The sequence below is a fragment of the Rhizobium sp. CRRU65 genome (assembly GCF_048551595.1).
Classification (GTDB): Bacteria; Pseudomonadota; Alphaproteobacteria; order Rhizobiales; family Rhizobiaceae; genus Rhizobium; species Rhizobium leguminosarum_J.
This window is the reverse complement of record NZ_JBLYZH010000020.1, coordinates 110,670-134,762: the sequence shown is the minus strand read 5'-3', so window position 1 is coordinate 134,762 and position 24,093 is coordinate 110,670. Positions and strand designations below refer to the sequence as shown.

Annotated in this window: 26 protein-coding genes and 1 pseudogene; 17 read left to right on the top strand and 10 right to left on the bottom strand. The window is 60.7% G+C overall.

The window, feature by feature from the left end:
* Positions 1 to 57: 57 nt before the first annotated feature.
* The 3 genes from ACM5SV_RS31475 (at position 58) to ACM5SV_RS31465 (ending at position 1,954) form a co-directional block, all read left to right on the top strand.
* The gene (locus ACM5SV_RS31475; RefSeq protein ID WP_113545079.1) at positions 58 to 738 is read left to right on the top strand and encodes a peroxiredoxin-like family protein; all 681 of its coding nucleotides are present in this window, start codon (positions 58 to 60) and stop codon (positions 736 to 738) included.
* A gap of 166 nt (positions 739 to 904) precedes the next feature.
* Positions 905 to 1,246 carry a hypothetical protein gene (locus tag ACM5SV_RS31470; RefSeq protein WP_222017589.1) on the top strand — a complete coding sequence of 114 codons (342 nt, stop codon included), beginning with the start codon at positions 905 to 907 and terminating at the stop codon, positions 1,244 to 1,246.
* A gap of 174 nt (positions 1,247 to 1,420) precedes the next feature.
* Positions 1,421 to 1,954 carry a YidB family protein gene (locus ACM5SV_RS31465; RefSeq protein WP_113545080.1) on the top strand — a complete coding sequence of 178 codons (534 nt, stop codon included), beginning with the start codon at positions 1,421 to 1,423 and terminating at the stop codon, positions 1,952 to 1,954.
* A gap of 29 nt (positions 1,955 to 1,983) precedes the next feature.
* On the opposite strand, the gene ACM5SV_RS31460 is transcribed toward ACM5SV_RS31465, so the two are convergent.
* A complete protein-coding gene (locus ACM5SV_RS31460; RefSeq protein ID WP_113545081.1) occupies positions 1,984 to 3,492 on the bottom strand; it encodes a winged helix-turn-helix domain-containing tetratricopeptide repeat protein in 1,509 nt (502 codons plus the stop codon).
* 158 nt (positions 3,493 to 3,650) lie between these two features.
* On the opposite strand from ACM5SV_RS31460, the gene plsY reads away from it, so the two are divergent.
* Entirely contained in the window at positions 3,651 to 4,310 is a 660-nt protein-coding gene (gene plsY, locus ACM5SV_RS31455; protein ID WP_017994081.1) for a glycerol-3-phosphate 1-O-acyltransferase PlsY, read from the top strand.
* Positions 4,311 to 4,464: 154 nt separating this feature from the next.
* Here the strand turns inward: plsY and ACM5SV_RS31450 are convergent, their stop codons facing one another.
* Positions 4,465 to 5,376: an agmatinase gene (locus tag ACM5SV_RS31450; protein ID WP_113545082.1), complete on the bottom strand. Its 912-nt coding sequence runs from the start codon at positions 5,374 to 5,376 to the stop codon at positions 4,465 to 4,467.
* Between the two features lie 186 nt (positions 5,377 to 5,562).
* On the opposite strand from ACM5SV_RS31450, the gene ACM5SV_RS31445 reads away from it, so the two are divergent.
* The 3 genes from ACM5SV_RS31445 (at position 5,563) to ACM5SV_RS31435 (ending at position 8,068) form a co-directional block, all read left to right on the top strand.
* Complete coding sequence (locus ACM5SV_RS31445) at positions 5,563 to 6,783, top strand: MFS transporter (protein WP_113545083.1); 1,221 nt, start codon at positions 5,563 to 5,565, stop codon at positions 6,781 to 6,783.
* A 116-nt stretch (positions 6,784 to 6,899) separates the two neighbouring features.
* On the top strand, positions 6,900 to 7,388 hold the full coding sequence (locus ACM5SV_RS31440; protein ID WP_012757463.1) for a MarR family winged helix-turn-helix transcriptional regulator: 489 nt from the start codon (positions 6,900 to 6,902) through the stop codon (positions 7,386 to 7,388).
* On the top strand, positions 7,388 to 8,068 hold the full coding sequence (locus tag ACM5SV_RS31435) for a GNAT family N-acetyltransferase (protein ID WP_128406993.1): 681 nt from the start codon (positions 7,388 to 7,390) through the stop codon (positions 8,066 to 8,068). The genes ACM5SV_RS31440 and ACM5SV_RS31435 overlap by 1 nt, the downstream gene beginning before the upstream one ends.
* Before the next feature lie 13 nt (positions 8,069 to 8,081).
* Here the strand turns inward: ACM5SV_RS31435 and ACM5SV_RS31430 are convergent, their stop codons facing one another.
* Positions 8,082 to 10,928 carry a M16 family metallopeptidase gene (locus tag ACM5SV_RS31430; protein WP_222017587.1) on the bottom strand — a complete coding sequence of 949 codons (2,847 nt, stop codon included), beginning with the start codon at positions 10,926 to 10,928 and terminating at the stop codon, positions 8,082 to 8,084.
* Between the two features lie 477 nt (positions 10,929 to 11,405).
* A complete protein-coding gene (locus tag ACM5SV_RS31425; RefSeq protein ID WP_222017585.1) occupies positions 11,406 to 11,801 on the bottom strand; it encodes a hypothetical protein in 396 nt (131 codons plus the stop codon).
* 155 nt (positions 11,802 to 11,956) lie between these two features.
* Between ACM5SV_RS31425 and ACM5SV_RS31420 the strand changes: the two genes are divergently transcribed.
* A complete protein-coding gene (locus ACM5SV_RS31420; protein WP_012757458.1) occupies positions 11,957 to 12,259 on the top strand; it encodes a hypothetical protein in 303 nt (100 codons plus the stop codon).
* Between the two features lie 144 nt (positions 12,260 to 12,403).
* A pseudogene (locus ACM5SV_RS31415) lies at positions 12,404 to 12,585 on the top strand (hypothetical protein).
* A 68-nt stretch (positions 12,586 to 12,653) separates the two neighbouring features.
* On the opposite strand, the gene ACM5SV_RS31410 reads toward ACM5SV_RS31415, so the two are convergent.
* Positions 12,654 to 13,346 carry a hypothetical protein gene (locus ACM5SV_RS31410; protein WP_260690412.1) on the bottom strand — a complete coding sequence of 231 codons (693 nt, stop codon included), beginning with the start codon at positions 13,344 to 13,346 and terminating at the stop codon, positions 12,654 to 12,656.
* 256 nt (positions 13,347 to 13,602) lie between these two features.
* Here ACM5SV_RS31410 and ACM5SV_RS31405 point away from each other — a divergent pair, with 256 nt between their 5' ends.
* The 6 genes from ACM5SV_RS31405 to ACM5SV_RS31380 all read left to right on the top strand — a co-directional run bounded on the left by ACM5SV_RS31405 (position 13,603) and on the right by ACM5SV_RS31380 (position 19,432).
* Positions 13,603 to 15,468, top strand: coding sequence for a calcium-binding protein (locus ACM5SV_RS31405; RefSeq protein WP_222017583.1), 1,866 nt, complete (start codon positions 13,603 to 13,605; stop codon positions 15,466 to 15,468).
* A gap of 130 nt (positions 15,469 to 15,598) precedes the next feature.
* Positions 15,599 to 15,901 carry a hypothetical protein gene (locus tag ACM5SV_RS31400; RefSeq protein WP_017994071.1) on the top strand — a complete coding sequence of 101 codons (303 nt, stop codon included), beginning with the start codon at positions 15,599 to 15,601 and terminating at the stop codon, positions 15,899 to 15,901.
* Between the two features lie 41 nt (positions 15,902 to 15,942).
* On the top strand, positions 15,943 to 16,449 hold the full coding sequence (locus ACM5SV_RS31395; protein WP_017994070.1) for a winged helix-turn-helix transcriptional regulator: 507 nt from the start codon (positions 15,943 to 15,945) through the stop codon (positions 16,447 to 16,449).
* Positions 16,450 to 16,462: 13 nt separating this feature from the next.
* On the top strand, positions 16,463 to 17,728 hold the full coding sequence (gene fabF, locus ACM5SV_RS31390; RefSeq protein ID WP_222017581.1) for a beta-ketoacyl-ACP synthase II: 1,266 nt from the start codon (positions 16,463 to 16,465) through the stop codon (positions 17,726 to 17,728).
* Positions 17,729 to 17,808: 80 nt separating this feature from the next.
* The gene (locus tag ACM5SV_RS31385) at positions 17,809 to 18,237 is read left to right on the top strand and encodes a DUF4864 domain-containing protein (protein WP_017994068.1); all 429 of its coding nucleotides are present in this window, start codon (positions 17,809 to 17,811) and stop codon (positions 18,235 to 18,237) included.
* Positions 18,238 to 18,346: 109 nt separating this feature from the next.
* Positions 18,347 to 19,432 carry an acyltransferase family protein gene (locus tag ACM5SV_RS31380; RefSeq protein WP_017994067.1) on the top strand — a complete coding sequence of 362 codons (1,086 nt, stop codon included), beginning with the start codon at positions 18,347 to 18,349 and terminating at the stop codon, positions 19,430 to 19,432.
* Positions 19,433 to 19,434: 2 nt separating this feature from the next.
* On the opposite strand, the gene tgt is transcribed toward ACM5SV_RS31380, so the two are convergent.
* The 5 genes from tgt to coaD form a co-directional block, all read right to left on the bottom strand.
* Positions 19,435 to 20,565 (bottom strand): tRNA guanosine(34) transglycosylase Tgt, encoded by a 1,131-nt coding sequence (gene tgt, locus ACM5SV_RS31375; protein ID WP_017994066.1) that lies wholly within the window; start codon positions 20,563 to 20,565, stop codon positions 19,435 to 19,437.
* Complete coding sequence (queA, locus tag ACM5SV_RS31370; RefSeq protein ID WP_221974165.1) at positions 20,562 to 21,647, bottom strand: tRNA preQ1(34) S-adenosylmethionine ribosyltransferase-isomerase QueA; 1,086 nt, start codon at positions 21,645 to 21,647, stop codon at positions 20,562 to 20,564. Before queA ends, tgt begins: the two co-directional genes overlap by 4 nt.
* 74 nt (positions 21,648 to 21,721) lie before the next feature.
* Positions 21,722 to 22,231 carry a peptidylprolyl isomerase gene (locus ACM5SV_RS31365; RefSeq protein ID WP_003559389.1) on the bottom strand — a complete coding sequence of 170 codons (510 nt, stop codon included), beginning with the start codon at positions 22,229 to 22,231 and terminating at the stop codon, positions 21,722 to 21,724.
* Positions 22,232 to 22,260: 29 nt separating this feature from the next.
* Complete coding sequence (locus tag ACM5SV_RS31360; protein WP_012757447.1) at positions 22,261 to 22,833, bottom strand: peptidylprolyl isomerase; 573 nt, start codon at positions 22,831 to 22,833, stop codon at positions 22,261 to 22,263.
* 42 nt (positions 22,834 to 22,875) lie between these two features.
* Positions 22,876 to 23,370, bottom strand: coding sequence for a pantetheine-phosphate adenylyltransferase (gene coaD / locus ACM5SV_RS31355; protein ID WP_017994064.1), 495 nt, complete (start codon positions 23,368 to 23,370; stop codon positions 22,876 to 22,878).
* 137 nt (positions 23,371 to 23,507) lie between these two features.
* Between coaD and ACM5SV_RS31350 the strand changes: the two genes are divergently transcribed.
* On the top strand, positions 23,508 to 23,795 hold the full coding sequence (locus tag ACM5SV_RS31350; protein WP_017994063.1) for a hypothetical protein: 288 nt from the start codon (positions 23,508 to 23,510) through the stop codon (positions 23,793 to 23,795).
* A 123-nt stretch (positions 23,796 to 23,918) separates the two neighbouring features.
* Positions 23,919 to 24,074, top strand: coding sequence for a hypothetical protein (locus ACM5SV_RS31345; protein ID WP_003539654.1), 156 nt, complete (start codon positions 23,919 to 23,921; stop codon positions 24,072 to 24,074).
* The last annotated feature ends 19 nt before the right edge of the window (positions 24,075 to 24,093 follow it).

The following is a 24,093-nucleotide window of genomic DNA, read 5'->3' as shown; positions in this document are numbered from 1 at the left end:
GATCGCCGGAGATCGATTAGGCAAATCGATTCAAGAAGATAAAGGGAGGAACGAAACATGCAGGAGAACCACGCCGCAAGACCATTGCAGCCGGGAGATCGCGCGCCGAACGTGGTGCTGGATGCGATCACCCGCCAGGGCAAGGTCGCCATCGATGATTTTCGCGGCCAGAAGCCGGTGCTCGTCGGGTTGTTCCGCGGATTGCATTGCCCCTTCTGTCGCCGGCAGATCGCCGCCATGGCTGAACTCACCGATGCCTTGCAGGAGAAAGGCATCGACAGCCTGACCATCGTCAACACGCCGATCGACCGCGCTCGCCTCTATTTCCGCTACCATCCGCTTCCCAATTTGCTGGCGGCCTCGGACCCGGAACGGGTATCGCACAGGGCCTTCGGCCTGCCGAATCTTCAGTTCACCGAAGATGAGAATGAGTGGCCGCGCAAAGTCAGCATGAACATGGTGATGTCGATGCGCATCGACATGCCGGGCGAGCTTCCAGCGCCTATGGACCCGATGGCGGCGTCGGAATTCCTCGACAAGGCGGACGGCTATGAAATCACCGAGGATGACAAGCAGATGATCGCCACCGGCCACGGCCAACTCGTCGGCGAATTCCTGCTCGATCGGGATGGCATCGTGCGCTGGTGTTTCACGGAAGTCGAGGAGGATGGTCGCCATATGTTCGGCGGTCCCGCCCCTCGGGAAGTGATGTCGGCAGCGTCGAACATGGCTGTTTGAAACGAATGATCTTTAAAGCGCGCCGCATCGAATCGGATTCATGCGACGCGCCTTCGATGAGACGAACGACACGTTCGGCGTCCGCACCGAGCCCTCTTACCTCAAGGAACAAATCTCGCATGGCGATGTTGTCATTACGACAAACATAGGATCATGGGAGGAACTCATGCGGAAATCTCTTCAGTGCGTACTGGTCGGCTTGGCTGCGGTAAGCGGCTTGACGATCTCGCCGACGATCGCGGCCGCGCAGGACTTGGAGTTGCGGGTCGGCCCCGGTGGCGTCGGCGTTTACGATCGGAATCGCGATCGTGACCGATATGACGGATATGATCGGCGCGGACCGCGCGGATGCGATCCGGATGATGCTCTCGACATCGCACGCAGCGAAGGACTTCGCAGGGCGCAGATCGTACGCATGTCTCCCCGCAGCATCGTTGTGCAGGGAATGACGCGCCGCGGACCGGAACGAATGACCTTCGCAAACCGGCGAGGCTGCCCGGAAATCTGACCGCGGCGTGGGCAATTGAGGTGGGCGGTCGAGCCTTCGAGATTGTCGAAGGAATGCGGCCCGCGCGGCCTTGTTTTCAAACCGGCGGAACCTTTGGCCGCTCTGGACATTGCTGCCCATGCAGCGCTCTGCCTTGGGTCGCGTGCACGTTGGAGCACCATAGGAGGATTCATCATGATGAGCGGTCAATTGAAGGCGCTTCTCGCCGTCCTTGCCGTTGCCGGCTACCAAAACAGAGACAAGATCGGAGAGCTTCTTCGGGGCATCCAGAACCCTCAGCAGGGTGGCGAGGGAAACCCGCAGCCCGGCGGGCTTGGTGGCCTTCTTGGTGGACTGGCCGGTTCGGGTGGTCTCGGCGGCCTTCTCGGCGGATTGACATCCGGCAGTATCGTCAGCGGCGGTCTCGGCGATCTGCTGAAGACGTTTCAGCAGAATGGTCACGGTGATACGGCGGAGTCTTGGGTAAAGCCCGGTCCGAATGCGGACATCGATGACGGCCAGCTCGCGGAAGCGCTGGGCTCAGATGTTCTGAACGAGATCGCTGCCAATACCGGCCTTTCGCATCAAGAGATTTTGGGGCGACTGAAGCGCGATCTTCCCAAAGCGGTCGACGACCTGACGCCAAACGGAAAACTCCCCACCGCCGAAGAGGATTTTTTGTCTTCCGCGAGCCAATTCACCACCTCCGCGCGGCCCGGCACCATCTAAGCCGGGGCCGTCTATGAGGCGCGGTAGCATCACTCCGGAAGACCGGCCTTGCGGTAGCCGTCAATGAAATGCTCAAGCGTCCGAGCGTCGCGGAATGGCTCGGTCGCAGCCCAGTGGCGGGTTGAAAAATGCGGGTTGGCGACGAGGAACAGTTCGGCCTCGGCGCGAGCCTCGTCGAGCCGGCCAAGTTGGGCAAGACTTGCCGCCAGGAAACGGCGTGAGCTCGTGCGATAGGTCTCGTCGCTGCGCAGCGTCTCAACAGCGGCTTCGTATTGGCCGGCGGCATAGTGCGCCTGCCCGAGCGTCAGATAGTACCAACTTGCCGGAAACGGGTTCAGCCGGAAGGCCTTGGCGATATGCTCAAGGCCCTCCCGGACCCGCCCGGCCAGGACAGCAATGTCGGATAGTGCTGCAAAGGTGTCGGCCTCGTTCGGATCGAGCTCGATCGCCTTGGCGAATTCCGCATCCGCTTCGGCAAAGCTGCGCTCATAGGCAAGCAAGTAAGCCAAAATCCAACGGCAGCCGGCATCATTGGGATCGATCGCGACCGCTTTGCGTGCCAGCTCCAAAGCAAGGCTGCGGGTGGGTTGCGTTGGTCCGCCGGAATGAACCTCTCCCATCCAGTGGTTCATGGCAAGCCAGCGATAGGCCTCGGCATAGTCGGGATCGAGGGAAATCGCGCGCGTCAGCATCAGATGCGCTTCCCGCGCCGCCTGCGGCGTATCATCCATCAGCCTGCGCGCCCGTACGCAGAGATCGTAAGCCTCTAAATTTTTGGGCCGATTGCGCGATGGCGGTGCGCGCAGCCGCCCGAGCAGCGCTTCGACGATCTTGCCGGTGACCTCGTCCTGAACGGCAAAGATATCGTCGAGGCTGCGATCGAAGCGTTCCGCCCATAGATGATCGCCACTTGCCGCATCGACCAGCTTGGCGTTGACGCGCACGTGCCCTGCTACGCGTCTTGCGCTTCCCTCCACCAGGTAGCGTACGCCGAGCTCCTCGGCGATCTCGCCTACGTCCCTCGCCTTTCCCTTGTAGGCGAAGGCCGAGTTGCGGGCGATGACGAACAGGCCCGGCATTCTGGACAAGTCGGTGATCAGGTCTTCCGTCAGCCCGTCGGCGAAGGATTCCTGCTCGGGATCGTTGCTGATATTGACAAATGGCAGCACTGCTATCGATGGTTTGTCAGGCAGCGGCAAAGCTTTTCGCTTCACGCCGCCAAGCTGGTTGATGGCGCCTATGAAGCGGTAGCCGATGCGCGGAACCGTGGAGATCCATTCACCGCCGTTCGCGGCCGGACCAAGCAGCTTGCGCAGCTGCGCAATCTGGACAGTCAGGTTGCCCTCCTCGACTGATATGCCCGGCCACGCCGCGTCCATCAACTCGGCCTTGCCCAAGATTTCGCCGGGTCGTCCGACAAGCGCTGCAAGCAGCTTGACCCCGCGGTGGCCGACGGCAACGGGATCATCGTTCCGAAGAAGCGTTCCCGCAGCCGGATCAAGCACGAATGGTCCAAAGGCAAAACGCGATCCCTGCATAAGGCGCATCCTAGAGTCATTAAAGCTTGGATGGAACTGTTCGCCCGCTTAGGCCGCGTGGCATCGAGGACGCGATCAGTGTAAATCGTGTTCCAATGGCCGATTGCGGTGACGACCAAATAATGACTGCCTGAAAATAGAGCGTCGAGGTGACTCCCATGGCTTTCTGGATGGCGGGTGCAGTTGGATTGACGATCGCCTATCTCCTCGGTTCCACACCCTCGGGCTATCTGGCGGGCAAACTGATCAGGGGCATCGATATCCGGGAGCATGGCTCTAAATCCACCGGGGCAACGAATGTATTGCGAACGCTCGGCAAATGGCCTGCATTTGTGGTGCTTCTGGTCGACATCTTGAAAGGTGTGGGAGCAGTCGTCTTTGCCCGCTGGTTTTACCCTTGGTTCTCGACAGTCTCATCGGGCACGCCACCGACAGCGCTTGACCTGCAAAGCCTAGAGCCTTGGGCTGTTTGCCTCGCAGGACTTGCCGTGTTGTTGGGGCATGGCCGTTCGGTCTGGCTCAACTTTACGGGAGGCAAGTCGGTTGCCACGGGGCTCGGCGTGTTGCTGGCGATGTCATGGCCCGTAGGTTTGGGCGCTGTGGCGGTTTTCGGCGTTACGTTGGCGGCCTTCCGGATTGTTTCCCTGAGTTCGATACTGGCAGCATTGACGGCCATCGCTCTCGTCTGCGGCTTGGAACAACCGCTGCCCTATCGTCTGCTGGTGATCGCAGGCGGCATTTACGTGATTGCACGCCATCGCACCAACATTCGGCGGCTACTGGCCGGGACGGAGCCTCGTCTGGGCAAGGTCGCCTAGAGCGGTTCAGCTTTTAATGGAAACGCAGGGCCGCTCTAGCTTTTTGTTTTTTCGCAATTCCGGACGGAAAACCGCTTCGCACTTTTCCTGGAATTGCTTTAGAAGCGAAAACGCACCGCACCATGCACTGGTTGCTGCCAGAGGAAGCAGGGTTTCAATCTTGCCGGACGATGGCGCCGACCGCATTGACCAGAAGGCGTGCGGCGGTCAGGGCCGACAGGCCGTCAATGTCGGCAGGAGGATAGAGCTCGACAAGGTCGAATCCTGCGATTCTGGCCCGCCTGCCGAGGCCCGCGATCAGGTCGATCACCTCAGTGTAGGTGAGGCCGCCGGGCGTACGCGCCACCACGCCCGGCATGATGCCGGGATCGAGGCTGTCGCAGTCGAGGGTGACGACGACCCGCGCTCCTTCTGGAATATGCCGGAGAGCTGCTTCGGCCCCCTCGGCATGAATCTCGCGGGCGGTCACGAAGCGGCTGCCGTAGGCCCGCGCCGCTTCGATGTCGGCGAGGCGTGCGCTGCCGACGCTGCGGAGGCCGACCTGGACCATGCCGGCGACATGCGGCATCTCGCTCGCCCGACGCATCGGGCTCGAATAGCCGTGGCGCTCGCCATGCACCTCGTCGCGCCAGTCGATATGGGCGTCGATCTGCAGGATCCAGACCGGCTCGTGGTCCGCAAAGCCAGCGAGGAAGGGAATGGTCACGGAACAATCGCCGCCGAGCAGGATCGGCACTGCGGGCATTGACAGGACCTCGCGCGTCCTCGCCTCGATCCGGGCTCGATTGCCGGCATTGTCATGAAGGATGGTTGGAACGTCGCCAGCGTCAACGCAGCAGACCGGATTGTGGTCAAACAGCGGACCGCCGAGATCGAAATCCCAGTGCTCGACGAGCGCGGCATCATCCTGGCTCGCAGCGCGGATGGCGCCGGCCGCCAAGACATAGCCGCTGCCGTCCTTGCCGGGATAGGTGCTGCCGTGAGCGGCTGCGAAGATCACCGCTCGGGGCAAGCGACCATCGGCGAGGCGATCGGGAAGGCCAAGAAAGGAAGGTGAGGCGGTCATTTACTGATGGTCCTGATGATGTCCGGCTGAAATTGCTGTGGTGAGGACTTTTGAGAATTCGATGCTGACCTGTTTAGTCTGTTTGGACGTTTTTGAGAACTTTTTGGGAAAGCTTAAGTACGACGCGCACCCTATCCTGCAGAATTCGTCCTCTTTCAGGTGAAAGGCCCCCGGCCCTTCAACCCTATGGAGGTTGCTGTGAACGATATTTCCTGCGTGGAGCCGGCGGACGTGTCGGATCGACACTTGCACGGCACGACATCGCCGCGAGTGGATCGGATCCCATGGGCCGCGATGGCGGGCATCATCGCGACCGTCACGGTGTTTGCCGTGGCGCAGGGGCTGACCTATCCGCTGCTCAGCTTCATCCTGGAACGGCAAGGGACGACATCGGGCCTGATCGGCTTGTCGGCGGCGATGACGCCGCTCGGTTTCATCCTATCGGCGCCCTTCATTCCTGCGCTTTCACGGCGCGTGGGTGGGGCGCGGTTGGCGATCCTGTGTTCGATCCTGGCCGCGCTCACTCTAATGACGATTGCCTGGGCGCAGGACGTCTGGGCCTGGATGCCGCTGCGCTTCCTGCTCGGCGTCTTCGCCAATCCGCTTTACGTGATCAGCGAAACCTGGCTGATCTCGATCACGCCGGCGCCACGCCGGGGCCGGATCATGGGTCTCTATTCATCGATCGTTTCGGGCGGCTTCGCCATCGGCCCGCTGTCGCTCTGGCTCACCGGCACGGAGGGTTGGCCGCCCTTCGCGATCGGCATTGCGGCCTTCCTCCTCTGCGGCCTGATCGTGCTTGCGGTCGTCCCACGCCTGCCCGACATGCCTGGTGAAGGCGAGGCAACAACGGTGGGCCGCTTCTTCGCGCTAGCACCACTGCTGTTGTTTGCCGTTTTTACCGCTGCCGCCTTCGAGCAGATCCTGCTTTCCCTCTTCGCGGTCTATGGCGCAGCACTCGGCAGCGCCGAGGAGCGCATCGCTTCGCTCATCACCTGTTTCATCGCCGGCAATGCCGTATTGCAGATTTTACTCGGGCGCTTGGCCGAACGGTTCGGCTCGACGCGGATGATGCTCTTCTGCGTCCTGGCCTGCCTCGCCAGCTGTCTGCTGCTGCCGTCGGCCTTCAATTCGTGGCTCATCTGGCCGCTGCTTTTCGTCTGGGGCGGGGTCTCGTTCGGGATCTACACCCTGTCGCTGATCCTGCTCGGCGAGCGTTTCACCGGCCAGGCCCTGATCGCCGGTAACGCCGCCTTCGCCTTGGTATGGGGCATCGGCGGCATCGTCGGATCGCCCGCGACAGGACTGGCGATGCAACTGATCGGACATCAGGGTCTGCCATTGTCCCTTGGCCTGCTCAGCTGTGGGCTGGCGGTGTTGCTGATGGCCAGGAGATGGCGGGGCTGATCGAGGCACTTGCTCGTGCCGCCCTGCCCCGGCTTCGCCTGCCGGCCCTTTGCTCAGAAGAATTGCCACTTTATGTATAACATGTTATATAACTTCCCATACAAATGGAGACCGGCATGGTCGAGGATGTGGTCCGAACGCTCGGGTTTCTATGTATGGGCAGCCGGCTGCGGCGCATCGGAGAAAGGCTGCAGGCCGATACGCAGCAGGTCATCGACGAGGCCGGGCTCAGCATTCAGGCGGGCCAATATCCGTTCCTTGCGGCGATCGACCGGGCCGGACCGCTGACGATCGGCGAGCTTGCGCAGGCGGTGGGCATCACCCAGCCCGGCGCAACGCGCACCACCGGCCAGCTTCTCGAACTCGGTTACGTCGACATGCAACCGGCACCGGACGATCAGCGTCGCAGACTGGTCTCGCTGACCGCCAAGGGACAGGACCTCGTCGATCATTCGAAGAAGGTGATCTGGCCACGCATCGCCGCCGCTGTTGCCGATCTCTGCGGCGATCTCGACGGACCGATCCTCGAACAGCTGGCCGCTATCGAGGACGGGCTTGCGGTGGCACCGCTTGCGCGCCGCAGCCCTGTCAAGGAGGAAACATGATGAAACATATTCTCGACCGACCGATCTGGAGCGCGCTGGAAACCGCACATGCCGATCTCGCAGAAGGCAATGAGAAGGCACGGCGGTACCCGCCGTCCATCGTCCCCTTTGCGGCGTCCGCCGACGATGCGCCGGAAAGCCTCGACGCCCTGGAGGAGCTGCCAGCGCCGGAGGAGAGCATGATCCTCGTCGAGGCGGGACCGATCGCCATTCCACCGGGCTTAGCCGTCGTCACAGAGGCATCGGTGGTCCAGATGGTTGCCGAGCGGCCTCATGAGCGAATTTCGGATCCTCGCATCCAGCCGCTGACGGAGTCCGATGCCGCCGACATGCTGGCGCTGGCGACACTGACCAAACCCGGGCCGTTCACCCTGCGAGCCCAGAGCCTCGGCAGCTTCTGGGGGATCAGAAGCGAGGGCCGCCTGGTGGCGATGGCCGGGCAGCGGATGCGGCAGACTGGCTTTGCCGAGCTTAGCGGGCTTTGCACCCATGCCGATTTTCAGGGGCGCGGCCTCGGCACCCTGCTCTTCCGTTTCGTCGCCGGCGAAATCGCATCCACCGGCGACACGGCCTATCTGCATGCCTATGCGGCGAATACCTCGGCCATTTCCCTCTACGAAACGCAGGGCTTCGCTCTTCGCTCGGAAATGAACATGCGCGTGGTCAGACGTCGTTCCTGAGCGTGCTCAACACCTATCGTACCACCACCGGCAGCACTTCGAATTTCCAGAATTTTTCCGGGCTCAAATAGGCCGCGGCAAACGCGCGGATATCCCCGGCGGTGACCTTGCCGTAGCCGCTGAGACTATCGCGTATCCGGTCTAAACGACGCGAATCCTCTTGGGCGTGGTGCAGGTATGCGATCCAATACTCGTTGCTCTGCTGCTGATGCTTCAATGTCTCGATGATGGGTCCCCGGGCGCGCGCGAGCTCGTCTTCGGAGACATCATGCGACCGCAGATCATTGGCGGTCTCGTCGACAAGTGCATAGAAGCGCGCAACCTTTGCCGGGTCGGTCTCGACGTAGAAATATGCGTAGCCGTAGCCGGGAACTTCCCTTGAAAGCTCAACATCGCCCTGCAGGGCATAACTTGCTCCTTCTGCAATGCGAAACTGGTCGATCAACCTGTTTTGGAAAATCTGGGTGGCAATATTGGCGGTGAAGGACCGCGGCAGATCGGAGAGCAAATCTCCGATGGAAGCCCCTACGGCGGCGGCGGCATTATCTGCCCTACCGCTATGGGTCTGCAAAACGGGCTTCTCGGTCGTCGCCGGAAAATGCACGTCGTCCCGATCGTTGCTTGACGCCGTCTCCGGGCGCGGCGGCAAAGCGCCAAAGGTTTCAGCCGTCAGGCGGATTGCGTCGTCCACTGTTACGTCGCCGACGATGGTGATGTCGATGGGGCCATTGGAAACCATGGGCCGGAACAGCGCCTCGAATTCGTCTGGCTTGGCGGCGGACAACTGCGCGCGGTCGGGGAAGGTCCAGCGCGGGTCGCCGGAATGCACGAGACCTGCGAAATCGCGGCTGAAAACGCCGCCGGGCGACGCGTTGTACTGATCGAGGCCGCTCAAATAGGCCTGCTGCACGCGCTTGAACGCCTCGGGGCGATAGGCTGGATCGGAGGTGTATGCGCTCATCAGCTGCAACTGCGTCGCAAGATCTTCAGTCCGTGTACGACCGTCGAACCTGAAGGAACTGTCGCCGACCGAGAAGTCGACGCCGACAATGTTGGCGGTCAGCGCTTTCTGTATATCCTGGTAATCCATGGCCTTTACGCCAGACAGCACGACGGCCGGAGATGCCCAGATCGCAGCGGAACGGTCGTGCGGCAGGTCCAGCCGACCGCGGCCGATATCTTCGCGTACCAGCACTTCGTTGGCACGCAGCCTGGTTGGCTTGACGGTAAGCCGAATGCCGTTGGAAAAGCGCACCATGGTCAAGCCGAGATCTTCAACCGCACGGCGTTCGACCACAGCGCCCGGTTCGCCGAAATGGGTGTAAGGCCAGGCGACGTCAGTTGCACCTGATGGTGCCGAGACGGCAATGGCATTTGAAGCGTCATAGACTTGCCGAACCGTGTCGGCTCCACCCTCAGGTGATTGGTCCGCCTGTAGCACGACCTGCGGACCGTTGCCGGAGAAAGCACGCTGCAAGGCCCGATTGACCTCGTCCGCCGTGACGCCGTTCGTCATCGTCTCGAACATAGAGAGGTCTTCGGCGGGCGAGGTGAAGACTTGATCGTCATCGACGCTGCGAGCCAGCATGGAAGCAAGGTCGGTCGTCATCCGCGTCGCGGCTCCGGCCGCAGCAGCTTGCAGGGCCGAGCGATATTCGCGAATTTCGCGATCGATCTCCGCCTGCGCAACGCCGAACTCCTGGATCCGGCGCTGTTCCTGGTCAATGGCCGTGAGCGCCGCCTGCCATTTGTCCGGCTCGGAGTTCGCCGCGATCAGGACGACATGGGCGGAATCGAGGAGATCCTGGGAGCCGACGTCCGCACTGATGAAAGGGGCATCCGCCTTGCTGGCGATGGCGCTCACCCGACGTTTGAGCACCAGGAAACCGAGATCCTCAATAAGCCCAGCGCGGCGCTTGGCGAAGGTGTCAGGCGCGGCGTCATAGGGACGCGTCCAGGCGATCTGTATGCTGGTCATGCCGCCGGGAACGACGATGACCTCGGCGCTTTCGCCTTTCGTCTCCAGCGCGCCAAGATCCGCTTTTGTCGGCGCCGGACCCACGGCCTTCCAGTCGCCGAAGCGCTGCCGGATTTCGACTTCCATGGCGGCGGGGTCGATATCGCCCACCACTATCAGCGTTGCCCGATCGGGTCGGTAATTGGCCCCGTAATAATCACGGACGAGGTCCACGGGCGCATTGCTGATGATGTCGGCTTTACCTATCGGCGCGCGCATGGTCGCGCGCTGGCCGGCGAGCAGCGAATTCATGATTCCGAGTGACGCGCGATACTGCGGCGTGTCGCGCAGCCGCTCCTCCGACAGGATGACACCGCGTTCGCGATCGAAGGCGCCGGCATCGAGGGTCAGCTCGCTCGCCGTTTCTCGCATCAGCATCAGGCCCGTCGAAATTGTGTCTGCATCGACCTCGGGCAGATCGAGCGCATAGACGGTCTCGTCATAGGAGGTATGGGCATTGGTGTCCGGTCCAAAGGCCAAGCCCTTGCGCTGCAAGATACGGATCATCTCCCCTTCGGCGACATGTGTCGAACCCTTGAAGGCCATGTGCTCAAGAACATGCGCCAGGCCCTGCTGGTCGTCGTTTTCGTCGAGCGAACCGGAGCCAATGCGAAAGCGGATCGCTGCCTGTCCGGGCGGCGTGACATTGCGCATGATCGCAAACCGCATACCGTTGGCGAGCGTGCCAAAATGCACGTCGGACTCGGCTTGCATGTCGCTTTGCGTTTGTGGCCAGGGCACGGACGAGGTGTCCGCATAGGCTGGTAACGCGAAGTTTGCGACAAGGGAGACCGTCGCAAAAAACCACCACGCCGCGGAGCATTCCATTTTTTTGTGAGACATTCTTGTCCAGGTGATGAGAATGAAGAGGGGTAGATGGCCTCAACCTGACTATTCCACAGGTTGCATTCCTCAGCAACTTCCATGTTTATGAATAAATAAGAAGTCGATAACTCTGCCTCGAACACGATGATTTTAGGCCCGGTCGGCCTAAAATCTGAATCCTGTTCTCCATTAAAGAGTTAGAGCATGATGTCGTCCGAAAACCGCTCACACTTTTCGGCATCATGCTCTGGGTGTCAGACCATTGTCATCGAACCCGCCCAAGGGGATTGCGCCTCGGAGACGTTTTCGATGGCGACATCGGCGCATGGGTCGCGTTCAGGGCAGGATGGCGGCTAGGACGCAGGCCCGTGGTGGTTGGCGTGCTGATCCCGAACATCACCAATCCGGTCTTTGCCTCGTCGCTGCCAAGCATAAGGCTGCCCACGGGAACCGGGGCAGCCTTTGCCTGCATTTGGAATTGAGATTGCGTTGCAATCAGTGCCGTGGCGCGTTGGCGGGAATGTACGACACCGTTTCCGAGACAGGATCGCTTGCAGGAAAGCTGTCCTCGAGGCCTTCATCGAGTTCCTCTTCCAGCGTTTGCCTGTCACCGGTCGAACGCGCACTCGGCTGACCGATCAAGCCTTTGCTGCCTTCGTCGAAATTGCCGTTGCTCAAGGCATCGTAGCGGTTGATGCTGCCATCTGCTTCGCTGCCGGCAAAGGCGGTCAGCTGAACCATCATGACCTTGGCGTGGTCGACCGCCGTCGTATCGTCGAGTTCGCCATGGGAGTTGTCGATTTTGACAGAAATCGATTCTCCTCCCTCGCCCAGGAATTCGACGGTGAAGATGTCGCCGGCCTGTGTCACCCGAGTATCGATCAGCTGCATGGGAACCTCCTATGTTCATGCACCTCAACGGCGATCCAGGTCCGGAGTTCCACGGCAACGCCATTTCGAGGCAAGGCGACAGGCCCGGGACAATGGGCCAGCTCGGAACAAAAAGCGGCCATGCGAGTTCATTGGCAGTTCAATAGGTCGCATCCATGCCGAAATCGCCGCTGTCGCCTTCCGAGAAACGCTCGTTCTCTATTATTCCCGCAGACCAGAAACTCGCTTTGATATCGAGCTATTCAGAGGCGCTGCGTAAGCTCGCCAGATCGACTGAGGCGGTCGGACGAGCCGATATGCTGCCGAAACTGATCCAGGTGGCGGACGGACTGGACGGTATGGCAACCGCGATTGCCGAGACGGAGGCTGGAACCGAGGTGATGGCGCGCACGGCGCGGCTGATCCGGGCGACCGAGGGGATGCTGGCGTCGATGTCTTCGTCATCAATCGTCCACTAAATGTCACCTTTGCGAGACTGACGGATCGAATGCGGCGGCGCCCTTTGCTCTTAAGCTTTATGGTTAATTTATTAATAATTCGGGGTTTATAAGCGGAACCAGACGACCTTTCCAAATGTTGATGCTGCGCCTGGAGGAACCCCAATGATCCTGAAAATCCTTGCCCCCAAGATCGACGCCGATTGCCATGATACCGGCACCTATCCCGATGGGATCTTTGCCGAAAACCGCATCGATCTCGCCGCGAAGGGCGCCGGCGCACGCCGCATGAGCGCGACTACGGCAATGACAGGAAAGTCGAGAATCTGCCGCTCGGCTTTGTCTGACCGTTCCGGCCGTGGCACGCGTCACAGCCTGCGAAAGACCAGAACGCCTGATGCCGGCAGCACGGCATTCAACACTCCTTTCGTGGCTCTGATTCTTCCGCCGCCTTGCCCAGAACGCCTCGACGGTAGCACCACCCGCTTCGGGTCGCAGACGACCGAACAGCTTTGCAGGCCACGCTGTCGAAATCGGAAAGTCCGTCGTCGTCGCCGGTTTCAACGCTCCAGAATCCATCAACGGTCCTGCGCATCCCGATGGTTGCGAGCGCTATGGTGCCGTCATCGGCGACATAGCCGACGGCCGGATCGGCGAGCACGAGCAAGACATCCCGGGTGTTCGGCGCCCAGACCGAGAAGCGGATGCAGTCGACACCGTCGCGCCATTCAACGCGGTTCGCCCCCAGGCGGCCGATCCATGTCAGATATAGGTCTGCGGCGCTATCCCCCGCTGGAGATCGAAGGAGCGCTCGCGACGCGTCGAGGTCTCGTCGTCCAGTTCGGCGGCGATCGCCCACAGGTCTGAAATGCCGGGCCGATCGAGTTCGATTCCCCCAGCGAAAATGCGTGCCGATCTCGCCATCGGGAAAGGGCACGCGGGCGACAAAAACATCATAACCATCCTCGTCACGAGAACGCTGCATTGGGTGAGACGCCCAATCGTTCGAGGCTCGGCCTTGCTCGTCCCAACTGCCGCGGAGACGGACATTGTCGAACGCCATCGAGGGCAAGCCGCTGCGAAACCGGACCTGAACATTGACGGTCATCGGATCCTCCAGGCCATGTCGGATTTCGCCAGACTCTGCCTATGGGCCGTCCCACTCGCGCATGATCAGCCGGCCGAACGAAAAAATGCAAGCGCAGATTTCATAATAAATACAATCCGAAACGGGCCACATTCGGAACAATATATCATGGTTAACGAGGCCGCGCCGCACGACCCTCCTCGTGTAAATCGAATTGGCATCAGAAATGGGGATAAAGTCCCATCGCCGATTCCCTCGTAAACTGGGAGAAAAATCTATGGCTCAAGCCGTTAGAATAAACGATATTATTCGTTCCTTTGGAATTGATACGCATATCGACTACACGGATGGAAAATATTCCAACGTCGGAGAAGTTGTTAAAGCACTCAACTATCTTGGCCTTGATACAGTTCGCGATCACGCCCCCAACTCCGCTTCCGATCCCAACGGCCAAACGCATCTCGGCGATGCTGCCGAGGCCGGCGTGCAATTCGTCTTCAGCGCCCAGCGGGAAGTCGACCCCGCCACTGTCGCCCAGCGGCTGCATTCCTTCGTGCAGGCCCATCCAGGATCGGTCGTCGGTATCGAAGGTCCGAACGAAGTCAACAACTGGCCAGTCAGCTATCACGGCCTGAGCGGCCAGGCCGCAGCGGTCGCCTATCAGAAGGACCTGTCTGCCGACGTCAACGCCGATCCCTTGCTGAAAAATATCCCCGTTCTCGGCTTTACCGGATATACCGTGGCTTCCGCCTCCGACTACACGACGATCCACACCTATGCGAAGGATGGCGACCAGCCATATTCATGGCTCTCCCGAGAATCCGGCGTGCAGCGCGCTGCCGATCCGGGCAAGCCGCTGGCGATCACCGAGACCGGCTACCACACCTCGCTGACCGCCGACACCAATGGCGGCTGGGAAGGCGTCAGTGAAGCGACGCAGGCAAAGCTCCTGCTCAATACGCTGATGGACGGCGCCGCACTCGGATCAAAACAGACGTTCATCTACGAGCTGCTGGACGCCTATTCCGATCCGCAGGGCACCAATCAGGAAAAGCATTTCGGCCTTTTTCATCTCGACTATTCGGCCAAGCCGGCTGCGACGGCGATCCACAATCTGACCGAAATCCTTGCGGATGACGGCGCCGCGAAGGCAAGCTTCAGCGCGGGGACCCTCAATTATTCGATCGACGGCCTGCCGTCCTCGGCCCGGAGCCTGCTGACGGAAAAATCGGACGGAAGCTACCAGATCATCGTCTGGAACGAGCCCGATATCTGGAGCCAGTCCTCCGACACGGCTATTCAGGCCACGACAACAGCCGTCAAAGTCAATCTCGGGGCCTCGTTTGGCTCTGTTAAGGTCTTCGACCCGGTGACCGGAACGACGGCGGTCAAAAGCCTCAGCAACGTGTCGTCGCTGACGCTCGATGTCGTCGACCATCCCGTTATCATCGAGGTAGCAGGCACCGGCGCCAGCACACCGCCGCCGGCCACCAACCATCTCTATGGCGGCACCGGGAACGACACTTTCACCGTGACCAATGCAAATCAAATCGTCGACGAAAGCCGGGGCGGCGGAACAGATACCGTCAAGGCTTCGATCTCCTTCAGCCTGGCCGATCAGAAGCATACGGTCGGAACGATCGAAAACCTCACTTTGACCGGGACGGCCAATCTTAGCGCGACGGGCAACAATACGGCCAACATTCTCACCGGCAACGACGGAAACAATTCCCTCAACGGCGGGAAAGGAAACGACCGATTGATCGGCGGGCTCGGAAACGACAAGCTGATCGGCAAGGCTGGTGCTGACGTTCTGACCGGCGGCAGCGGAGGCGATTCCTTCGTCTTCGATGTGAAGCCCGACAATACCAGCGTCGACAAGATCCGGGATTTTTCCTCCGCGGCGGGCGACAAGCTGATGCTCGATCATTCGATTTTCGCCGAGCTTAGCCTATCCGGATTTTCGGATGAGAATTTCGTTTTGGGAAGGAACGCGCTCGAGGCTGATGACAAGCTGATCTACGATCAGGCGAGCGGCATTCTATCCTATGATGCGGATGGAAGCGCAGCGGGCGTGGCCATCCATGTCGCGGATCTCGATAATTCCGCAGCACTTCACTTCAAAGACTTCATGCTTATCTGACCCCGTCGCCCGTCGCCTTTCAGGCAGCGGGCCGACAGGGTGACGTGCGGTCGCATCTCCGCCTCTTGCCGGAGCCTGCATCCTGGCCACATTCTCCGTTGATGCCACTCGTGCCGCAACGGAGAAGCCTTTGCCCTGGATCGCCTATATCGTCCATTTCATCGCCGCAGCATTTCTGACCAACGGCGTCCCACATTTCGTCGCCGGGGTCAGCGGCCGGCGCTTCCGCGTCCCCTTCGCGCCAGGCCCAAAGCTCGGCTCGCCGACGGCGAATGTCGTCTGGGGCTGGGCGAATTTCCTCGTCGCCTTCCTGCTCTTTGCCAATGTCGGGCCGCTCTATATCGGCACGCCGGGTGACACGATCTTCGTGGCAGTCGGCATGCTCGTCACCGGCATCCTGCTTGCCCGGATTTTCGAGGGCGACAACAGATAGTAACTTGCATAATGATAGTCACTGCTGTAGTGACATCAGCCATGCAACGGACGAGCTTCAGCGATTTCAAATGCCCGGCGGCGCGCGCGCTCGACAGCGTTGGCGACTGGTGGAGCATGCTGATCCTGCGCGACGCCTTCCAGGGGCTTTCGCGCTTCGACGAATTCCAGAAAAGCCTCGGCGTGGCGCCGAACATCCTGACGCGGCGGCTCAAACATCTGACGGAAAAGGGGCTGTTCGAACGGCGGCTCTACCATCAGCGCCCTGCCCGCTACGAATATCTGCTGACGGACAAGGGCCGTGACTTCTTTCCTGTGCTGATGACGCTGTTTTCCTGGGGAAGCCGGCACATCCCGGAAAAGGATCTCGCCTTCCTCCTGGGCGATGCCGCTTCCGGTAAAGAGCGCCAGACGGTGCTGGTCGATGCGCAAACCGGCGAACAACTGACACCCGAAAACACCAGCCTGCTTGCAGGCCCCGCCGCCGATGACGAGGTGCACGAGCGGATCGCCCGCATGCGCGCCTGGTATCTCGGCATCGACGCATAGAAAGGAAAAGGAAATGGATCGCATCGTTGTCACCGGCATGGGACTTGTCTCGCCACTCGGCACCGGCGTCGAACCTGCCTGGAAGCGCCTTCTCGACGGCGTTTCCGGGCTGAGGGTGCTGGCGGAGGATATCGTGGGCGAGCTCTCGGCCAAGGTTGGCGGCATCGTTCCCGGTATCGCGGAAGATGCTGAGGCCGGTTTTGATCCCGACCGTTACATCACGCCCAAGGACCAGAAGAAGATGGACCGCTTCATCCACTTCGCCATGGCGGCGACGGAGGAAGCAGTAAAACAGGCAGGCTGGATGCCGACCGACGAAGGCGAGCGCCAGCGCACGGCAACGATCATCGCGTCGGGGGTTGGCGGCTTTCCGGCGATCGCCGAAGCGGTGCGGATTGGCGAAACGCGCGGCGTGCGGCGGCTGTCGCCCTTCACCGTGCCCTCTTTTCTCGTCAACCTCGCCGCCGGCCAGGTCAGCATCCGTTATGGCTTCAAGGGGCCGCTCGGGGCGCCGGTGACGGCCTGCGCGGCCAGCGTCCAGGCAATCGGCGATGCGGCGCGGCTGATCCGCTCCGGTGAAGCGGATGTGGCGATCTGCGGCGGTGCCGAGGCCTGCATCGACAAGGTGAGCCTCGGCGGCTTTGCCGCTGCCCGTGCCCTTTCCACCGGCTTCAACGAGACGCCGGAGTTGGCGTCGCGCCCCTTCGACGTGGCCCGCGACGGTTTCATCATGGGCGAAGGCGCCGGCATCCTGGTCATCGAAACGCTGGAGCATGCACTTGCCCGTGGCGCCACACCGCTTGCCGAACTCGTCGGCTACGGCACGGCGGCGGACGCCTACCACATGACCTCGGGCCCCGAAGACGGCGACGGCGCCCGCCGGGCGATGGAGGCAGCACTCAGGCAGGCGAAGATCCCGGCTTCGGAGGTCAGGCATCTGAACGCACATGCAACCTCGACACCGGTCGGTGACAGAGGCGAGATCGCGGCGATCGGCACGGTCTTCGGCCGCAATGGCGGCATTGCCGTCAGCGCAACGAAATCGGCGACCGGCCACCTGCTTGGAGCGGCCGGCGGGCTGGAAGCGATCTTCACTATCCTGGCGCTGCGCGACCAGATCGCGCCGCCGACCCGCAACCTCGATGAGGCTGATTCGGCCGCCGACGGCATCGATATCGTCGGCAAGACGGCGCGGCCAGTCGTGATGGACTATGCGATCACCAACGGTTTCGGCTTCGGCGGGGTGAATGCCAGTGCCCTGTTCCGCCGCTGGTCGTAAAGTCCGCTTTCCTTGCGCTAGAAATCGCTTACACTTCTACTCTATCGGAGGTCGTTCCCCGATAGAGCCGGAGATCCCCCATGCGCGCCTTCTTCGCAGTTCTCATCCTGTGTGCCGCGTCCGCCCTCTCCCCCATATCGGCCCGCGCCGAAGATCCGATCGACACGACGCGGACGATGATCGAGGAACAGATCAAGGCCTTCCTCAAGGACGATGCCGAGACCGCCTATTCCTTCGCCGCCCCCGGCATCCGGGCACTGTATCCCGACAAGAACCTGTTCTTCGCCATGGTGAAAAAGAGCTACGAGCCGGTCTATCACCCCGGCAATTACGCCTTCGGACGCAGCCGCTCGATCGACAATGGCGCGCTGATCTATCACGAGGTGCTGATCTCAGGCCGCGACGGCAAGGATTGGACGGCGATCTACCAGATCATCCGCCAACCGGACGGCGGCTACAGGATCAACGGCGTGCAGATCATGCCCGATGCGGACAGCAAGGGCATCTGACGCGCTGTTCCCACTCTTCGGTGGAAACTCAACCGACCGCACGGTTTCGTTGCAATAACAATTTCGAAATCCTCCTGGAGTAACAAAGTGCCAACGGAGGGTTGTTGCGGTGAACGCTGGCAAGCAATTTTTTACAGCTCTTGAGGCGTTGCGAGGAATTGCGGCTATCATGGTCATGTTCCTCCACACGGGTGGTACTCTGGGTCCGATCCCGGCGAATATCAGTTACCTTGCCGTTGACTTCTTCTTTCTGTTGAGCGGCGTCGTTCTTACAAATTCATATGAGAAGCGACTGATAACAGGGCAGATTTCGCCCGCCGGGCTTCTCCTACAGCGTATCATTCGGCTTTATCCTCTTTATCTTCTTTCGCTTCCGATTGGCCTTTTCAGCTATGCACTTAAAAACGGGTTGGACTACTCCACCCTGGCGGACCTTCTGCTGAGGGCAATCCTGTTCATTCCAAGCGCAAGCCAGGAAGGTATCTTTCCCTTCAACGGGCCTAGCTGGTCACTCTTCTTCGAGCTCTGGGCCGGAGTGCTGTTCTCCATGCTTCTGATACGACTGTCATTCAGAAGCTTGCTCGCCATCGCCCTGGCGGCGGCCGGCATCACCATCTATGGGGCATTGGTCGGAGGTAATTTCGATATTGGTCCCGAGGCGGGCGATTTCAGATTTGGCTTTTCAAGAGTGCTGTTCTCGTTCTCGCTCGGAATCTGCCTTTACAGGTTATATGAGGTCCAGAAACCGAATACAGCCAATAACGGCAACGTTATAGGCCTTTTTCTCTGTGCTTGTCTGATCTTCATAACCAACATACCAGCCCGCATATTCTTCGGTTTCCCGTATTTTGATTTTTTAATATGCCTCGTGGTCTTCCCGGCCATTGTCTGGCTTGCGATGCGCACGAGACAGACCGGCCTGGTCGAGCTGGTATTCCGTTGGCTCGGGAGGCTTTCCTATCCGATTTATATCCTGCATAGTCCCATCTTCAGTCTGCTGCAGTCACTGCGGCAAAAGGGCTTTGACCTTCCTGCTTCTCCGGCAGCCGGTATGGTCGTCGTAGTCGGAATTTTCATTGTGGCTGGCATCGCCGCTATTCACTTCGACGAGCCAGTGCGCAAAAAACTTAAAATGATGGTTGCGCCAAACCCGGCGTCCGCAGTTCCTGCGGTAAGCAACGCGGGGGCGGAATAGACTTACACTGGTTCGAGATCGCCCCTCGCCCATTCCTCCTGCGTTTCCGCCATGAAATCGGCGAATCGGCCTTCGGCGATCGCTTTGCGGATGCCCTGCATCAGTTCCTGATAATAGGCGAGGTTGTTCCAGGAGAGGAGCATGCCACCAAGCGCTTCGTTGGAGCGGACGAGATGGTGCAGGTAGGCACGCGAATAATCGCGCGAGGCCGGGCAGTTCGACTGTTCGTCGAGCGGGCGCATATCCTCGGCATGGCGGGCATTGCGGATATTGACCTTGCCGCGGCGGGTAAAAGCCAGACCGTGACGACCGGAACGGGTCGGCATGACGCAGTCAAACATGTCGATGCCGCGCGCGACCGATTTCAGGATATCGTCAGGCGTGCCGACGCCCATGAGGTAACGCGGCTTTTCCAGAGGAAGGACCGGCAGCGTCGTTTCCAGCATCTGCAGCATAACGTCCTGCGGCTCACCGACGGCAAGGCCGCCGATCGCATATCCTTTGAGGTCGAGCTGGCTCAACGCCTCGGCCGAGCGGATGCGCAGTGCCGGGATATCGCCGCCCTGGACGATGCCGAACATCGCCTTGCCGGGCTGCTCGCCGAAGGCGACCCTGCAGCGCTCGGCCCAGCGCAGCGACATTTCCATGGCCCGCTCGATCTCCTTCGGCTCTGCCGGCAGCGCCACGCATTCGTCGAGCTGCATCTGGATGTCGGAACCGAGCAGCCCCTGGATTTCGATGGAGCGTTCCGGCGACATATGGTGCAGGCTGCCGTCGACATGCGACTTGAACGTAACGCCCTGTTCGTCGAGCTTACGCAGGCCGGACAGCGACATCACCTGGAAGCCGCCGGAATCGGTCAGGATCGGGTGCTCCCAGCGAATGAGCTTATGCAGGCCGCCAAGGCGGGCGACACGCTCGGCCGTCGGGCGCAGCATCAGGTGATAGGTATTGCCGAGGATGATGTCGGCGCCGGTCTCGCGCACCTGGTCGAGATACATCGCCTTGACCGTGCCGACGGTACCAACAGGCATGAAGGCCGGCGTGCGGATCTCGCCGCGCGGCATGGAAATCTGGCCGAGGCGGGCGCCGGCATCGGTCATCTTCAGGGTGAATTTGAAGTTGTCTGTCATTTGTCTTTCCGGAAAAGAAGGCTCGCGTCGCCGTAAGAGTAGAAGCGGTAGCCCGTCGAAATGGCGTGTTTATAAGCCGCGTGCATGGTCTCGAAGCCGGCAAAGGCCGCGACCAGCATGAACAGCGTCGAGCGAGGCAGATGAAAATTGGTCATCAGCATGTCAACCGCCTTGAAGCGGTAACCGGGCGTGATGAAGATGCCGGTAGCGCCGGCCCAGGGCATGATCTCTCCGCCTTCATAGGCCGCGCTCTCGACGAGCCGTAACGAGGTCGTGCCGACACAGACGATGCGCCCGCCTCTTTCCCGCACGGCATTCAGCCGGGCAGCGATCTCGGCGCTGACATAGCCGCTTTCGAGATGCATCTTGTGATCGTCGGTATCGTCGGCCTTGACCGGCAGGAAGGTGCCGGCACCGACATGCAGCGTGACGAAATGGCGTTCGATGCCGGCCTTGTCGAGCGCTTCGAACAGCGCAGGCGTGAAATGCAGGCCGGCGGTGGGGGCGGCAACGGCGCCCTCCTCGCGAGCATAGATCGTCTGGTAATCGGCGCGGTCGCGCTCATCCTCGGGGCGCTTGGCGGCGATATAGGGTGGCAGCGGGATATGGCCGACGGCGGCGATCGCCTCGTCGAGCGCCGGGCCCGAGAGATCAAACAGTAGCGTCACCTCGCCGGCCTCGCCCTTTTCCTCGACGGTGGCATCGAGCGAACCGAGGAAACAGCTTTCGCCGGAATGGCCGAAGGAGATGCGGTCGCCCTGTTTGATCCGCTTGCCCGGCTTGGCAAAGGCCTTCCAGCGGTTGGGGCCGGTGCGCATGTGCAGTGTGGCAGACACCTGCTGGCCGCCGGCGCCGTCGCGATGGCGGATGCCCTCGAGTTGGGCGGGAATGACCTTGGTATCGTTGAAGACCAGCGCATCGCCAGCCCGCAGGAAGGAGGTGAGATCGCCGACGCGATGATCCGACAGGTGGCTTTCCGCATTCGGATCAACGACGAGCAGGCGCGCGCTGTCGCGCGGCTCGGCAGGCCTCAACGCGATGCGTTCATCCGGCAGATCGAAATCGAAAAGGTCTACGCGCATCGGGGCACTTTCAGGCAAAGCGAAACCCGCCCCGCGCAGCTATGCGCAAAGGCGGGTTTCAGCAGAAATCACAATCAGACGTCGGCGGCCACCCGCATGGAGACGATCGAGTCCGGATCGGAAACCGGCTCGCCGCGCTTGATCTTGTCGACGTTGTCCATGCCTTCGATGACCTGGCCCCAGACGGAATACTGCTTGTTCAGCCAGGGCGCGTCGGTGAAGCAGATGAAGAACTGCGAATTGGCCGAGTTCGGGTTCTGCGAACGGGCCATCGAGCAGGTGCCGCGCGTATGCGTGGTCGCGGAGAATTCGGCCTTCAGATCCGGCTTCGAAGAGCCACCCATGCCGGCGCGGCCGGGATTGAAGGTTTCCGAGCCCTTCTTGCCGAATTCGACATCGCCCGTCTGGGCCATGAAATCCTGGATGACGCGGTGGAAGACGACGCCGTCATAGGCCTTCTCGCGAGCGAGTTCCTTGATGCGGGCGACATGTTCCGGGGCGACCTGCGGCAAAAGCTGAATGACAACCTTGCCCTTGGTGGTTTCCAGAATGACGGTGTTTTCGGGATCCTTGATTTCGGCCATTTGCCTTCTCCTCTTGTTTCTCTCGTAACTTACTTCTTGCCCAGGGTGACCTTGATCATCCGGTCTGGGCTTTTGACTTCGCCGTTCTGGCCTTCACCCTTCTTGATCTTGTCGACGTTCTCCATGCCGGAAACAACCTTGCCGACGACGGTGTACTGACCGTTCAGGAAGGAGCCTTCGGCGAACATGATGAAGAACTGCGAATTGGCGGAATTCGGATCCTGCGAGCGGGCCATGCCGACCGTGCCGCGCACGAACGGGGTCTTGGAGAATTCAGCCGGGATATCAGGCATATCCGACGAGCCGGTGCCGGCGAGGCTCGCATCGAAGCCCTTTTCCATGTTGCCGTATTTGACGTCGCCGGTCTGAGCCATGAAGCCGTCAATGACGCGGTGGAAGGCGACGTTGTCATATTCGCCCTTCTTGGCCAGTGCTTCAATCTGGGCGACATGCTTCGGCGCCACCTCAGGCATGAGCTGGATGACGACTGGGCCGTTCTTCAGCTGGATGGTGAGATAATGATCGGCCGACTGGGCAAAAGCATCCCCCGCGAAGGAGGCGAGATACAACACGCCGGCAAATGCGAGATAAAAGAGTTTCATATGAGCTCCATTGCGGCGGGTTCCGCCTGGTCTTTGCGCTTGCTAGTTTGGGCGCTTGGATGTGAGGGCTTGCAAGACGGCGGCCGGCACGAAAGCGCTGACATCGCCGCCCATGGCGGCGATCTGGCGGACCAATGTGGCGGTAATGGGCCGCGAGGCAGTGCCCGCCGGCAAAAAGATGGTCTGAATATCGGGCGCCATCGTCCGGTTCATGCCGGCCATCTGCATTTCGTAATCGAGATCGGTGCCGTCGCGAAGACCGCGGATCAACAGCGTGGCGCCATGGGTGCGAGCGGCATCGACGACAAGATTGTCGAAGGCGACGACGGTTATGTCGCCGGCCTTGCCGGGCAGCGCTTGCGCCAGAGAACGGCGGATCAGCTCGGCTCTCTCTTCGAAGGAGAAGAGCGGCGCCTTGCCGGGATGGATGCCGATCCCGACGATCACCTTTTCGGCGACGTTCAGCGCCTGGACCAGAACATCCACATGTCCATTGGTGATCGGGTCGAAGGACCCAGGATAGAAAGCTGTCGTCATGTGGCCCGACCGTTGGTTTGACGCCTTTTGTCACGGATGCTGCCTTGCCGCAAGTGATTTGGCCACCTCCGGCCAGAGCGCCGCGCGTCTTTTCGGACACGTAAAAGGACGTTATGCGCCGGGCGGTTAAACGACGGATGAATGGCCCGTTCAAGACCGTTTCAGACAGGATCTGTTTAACTCCGATCATCAAAGCAGCCGATGCCATTCCGGCATCCGGCGCTCCCCGAAAGACCAGATCCATGCTGATCGTGCTTGTTGCACTTGCCGTCGTTTCCTCCCTCGCCGCCGAGATGGCCTATGGCTATTTCGCCGATCGATACGAGATGAGCTGGGTGCGGCCGGAGCTTGCCGAGCACGCGGCGATCGTGCGCATCCAGGGTCGGCTGCGCGAAAAACGAGCTGCGAATCTGAATGCCAGATGAACGAGACATTCAAGGTCGCTTCAGATCGGCATTGGTAAACACCCGATCAACATCCGGCGGAACCATTTACAGACGGATGCGTTCATTCAACCGATACATTAGAGCGGCGCGGAAGGATTAAAAATGCCCGGCAAGATTACGATGATTAACGTGCTCTGGATGGTAATGGTCACGGGCATGCTGACCGCAACTGTCGCTCTCTATGATCAGAAGGTTGATACGTCCAAGGTTTATGGACCCTATGCTTCGGCCCGGACGGCCGTGCTGGGCCAGTACTGAGGGGCGAGAACGCAACTCC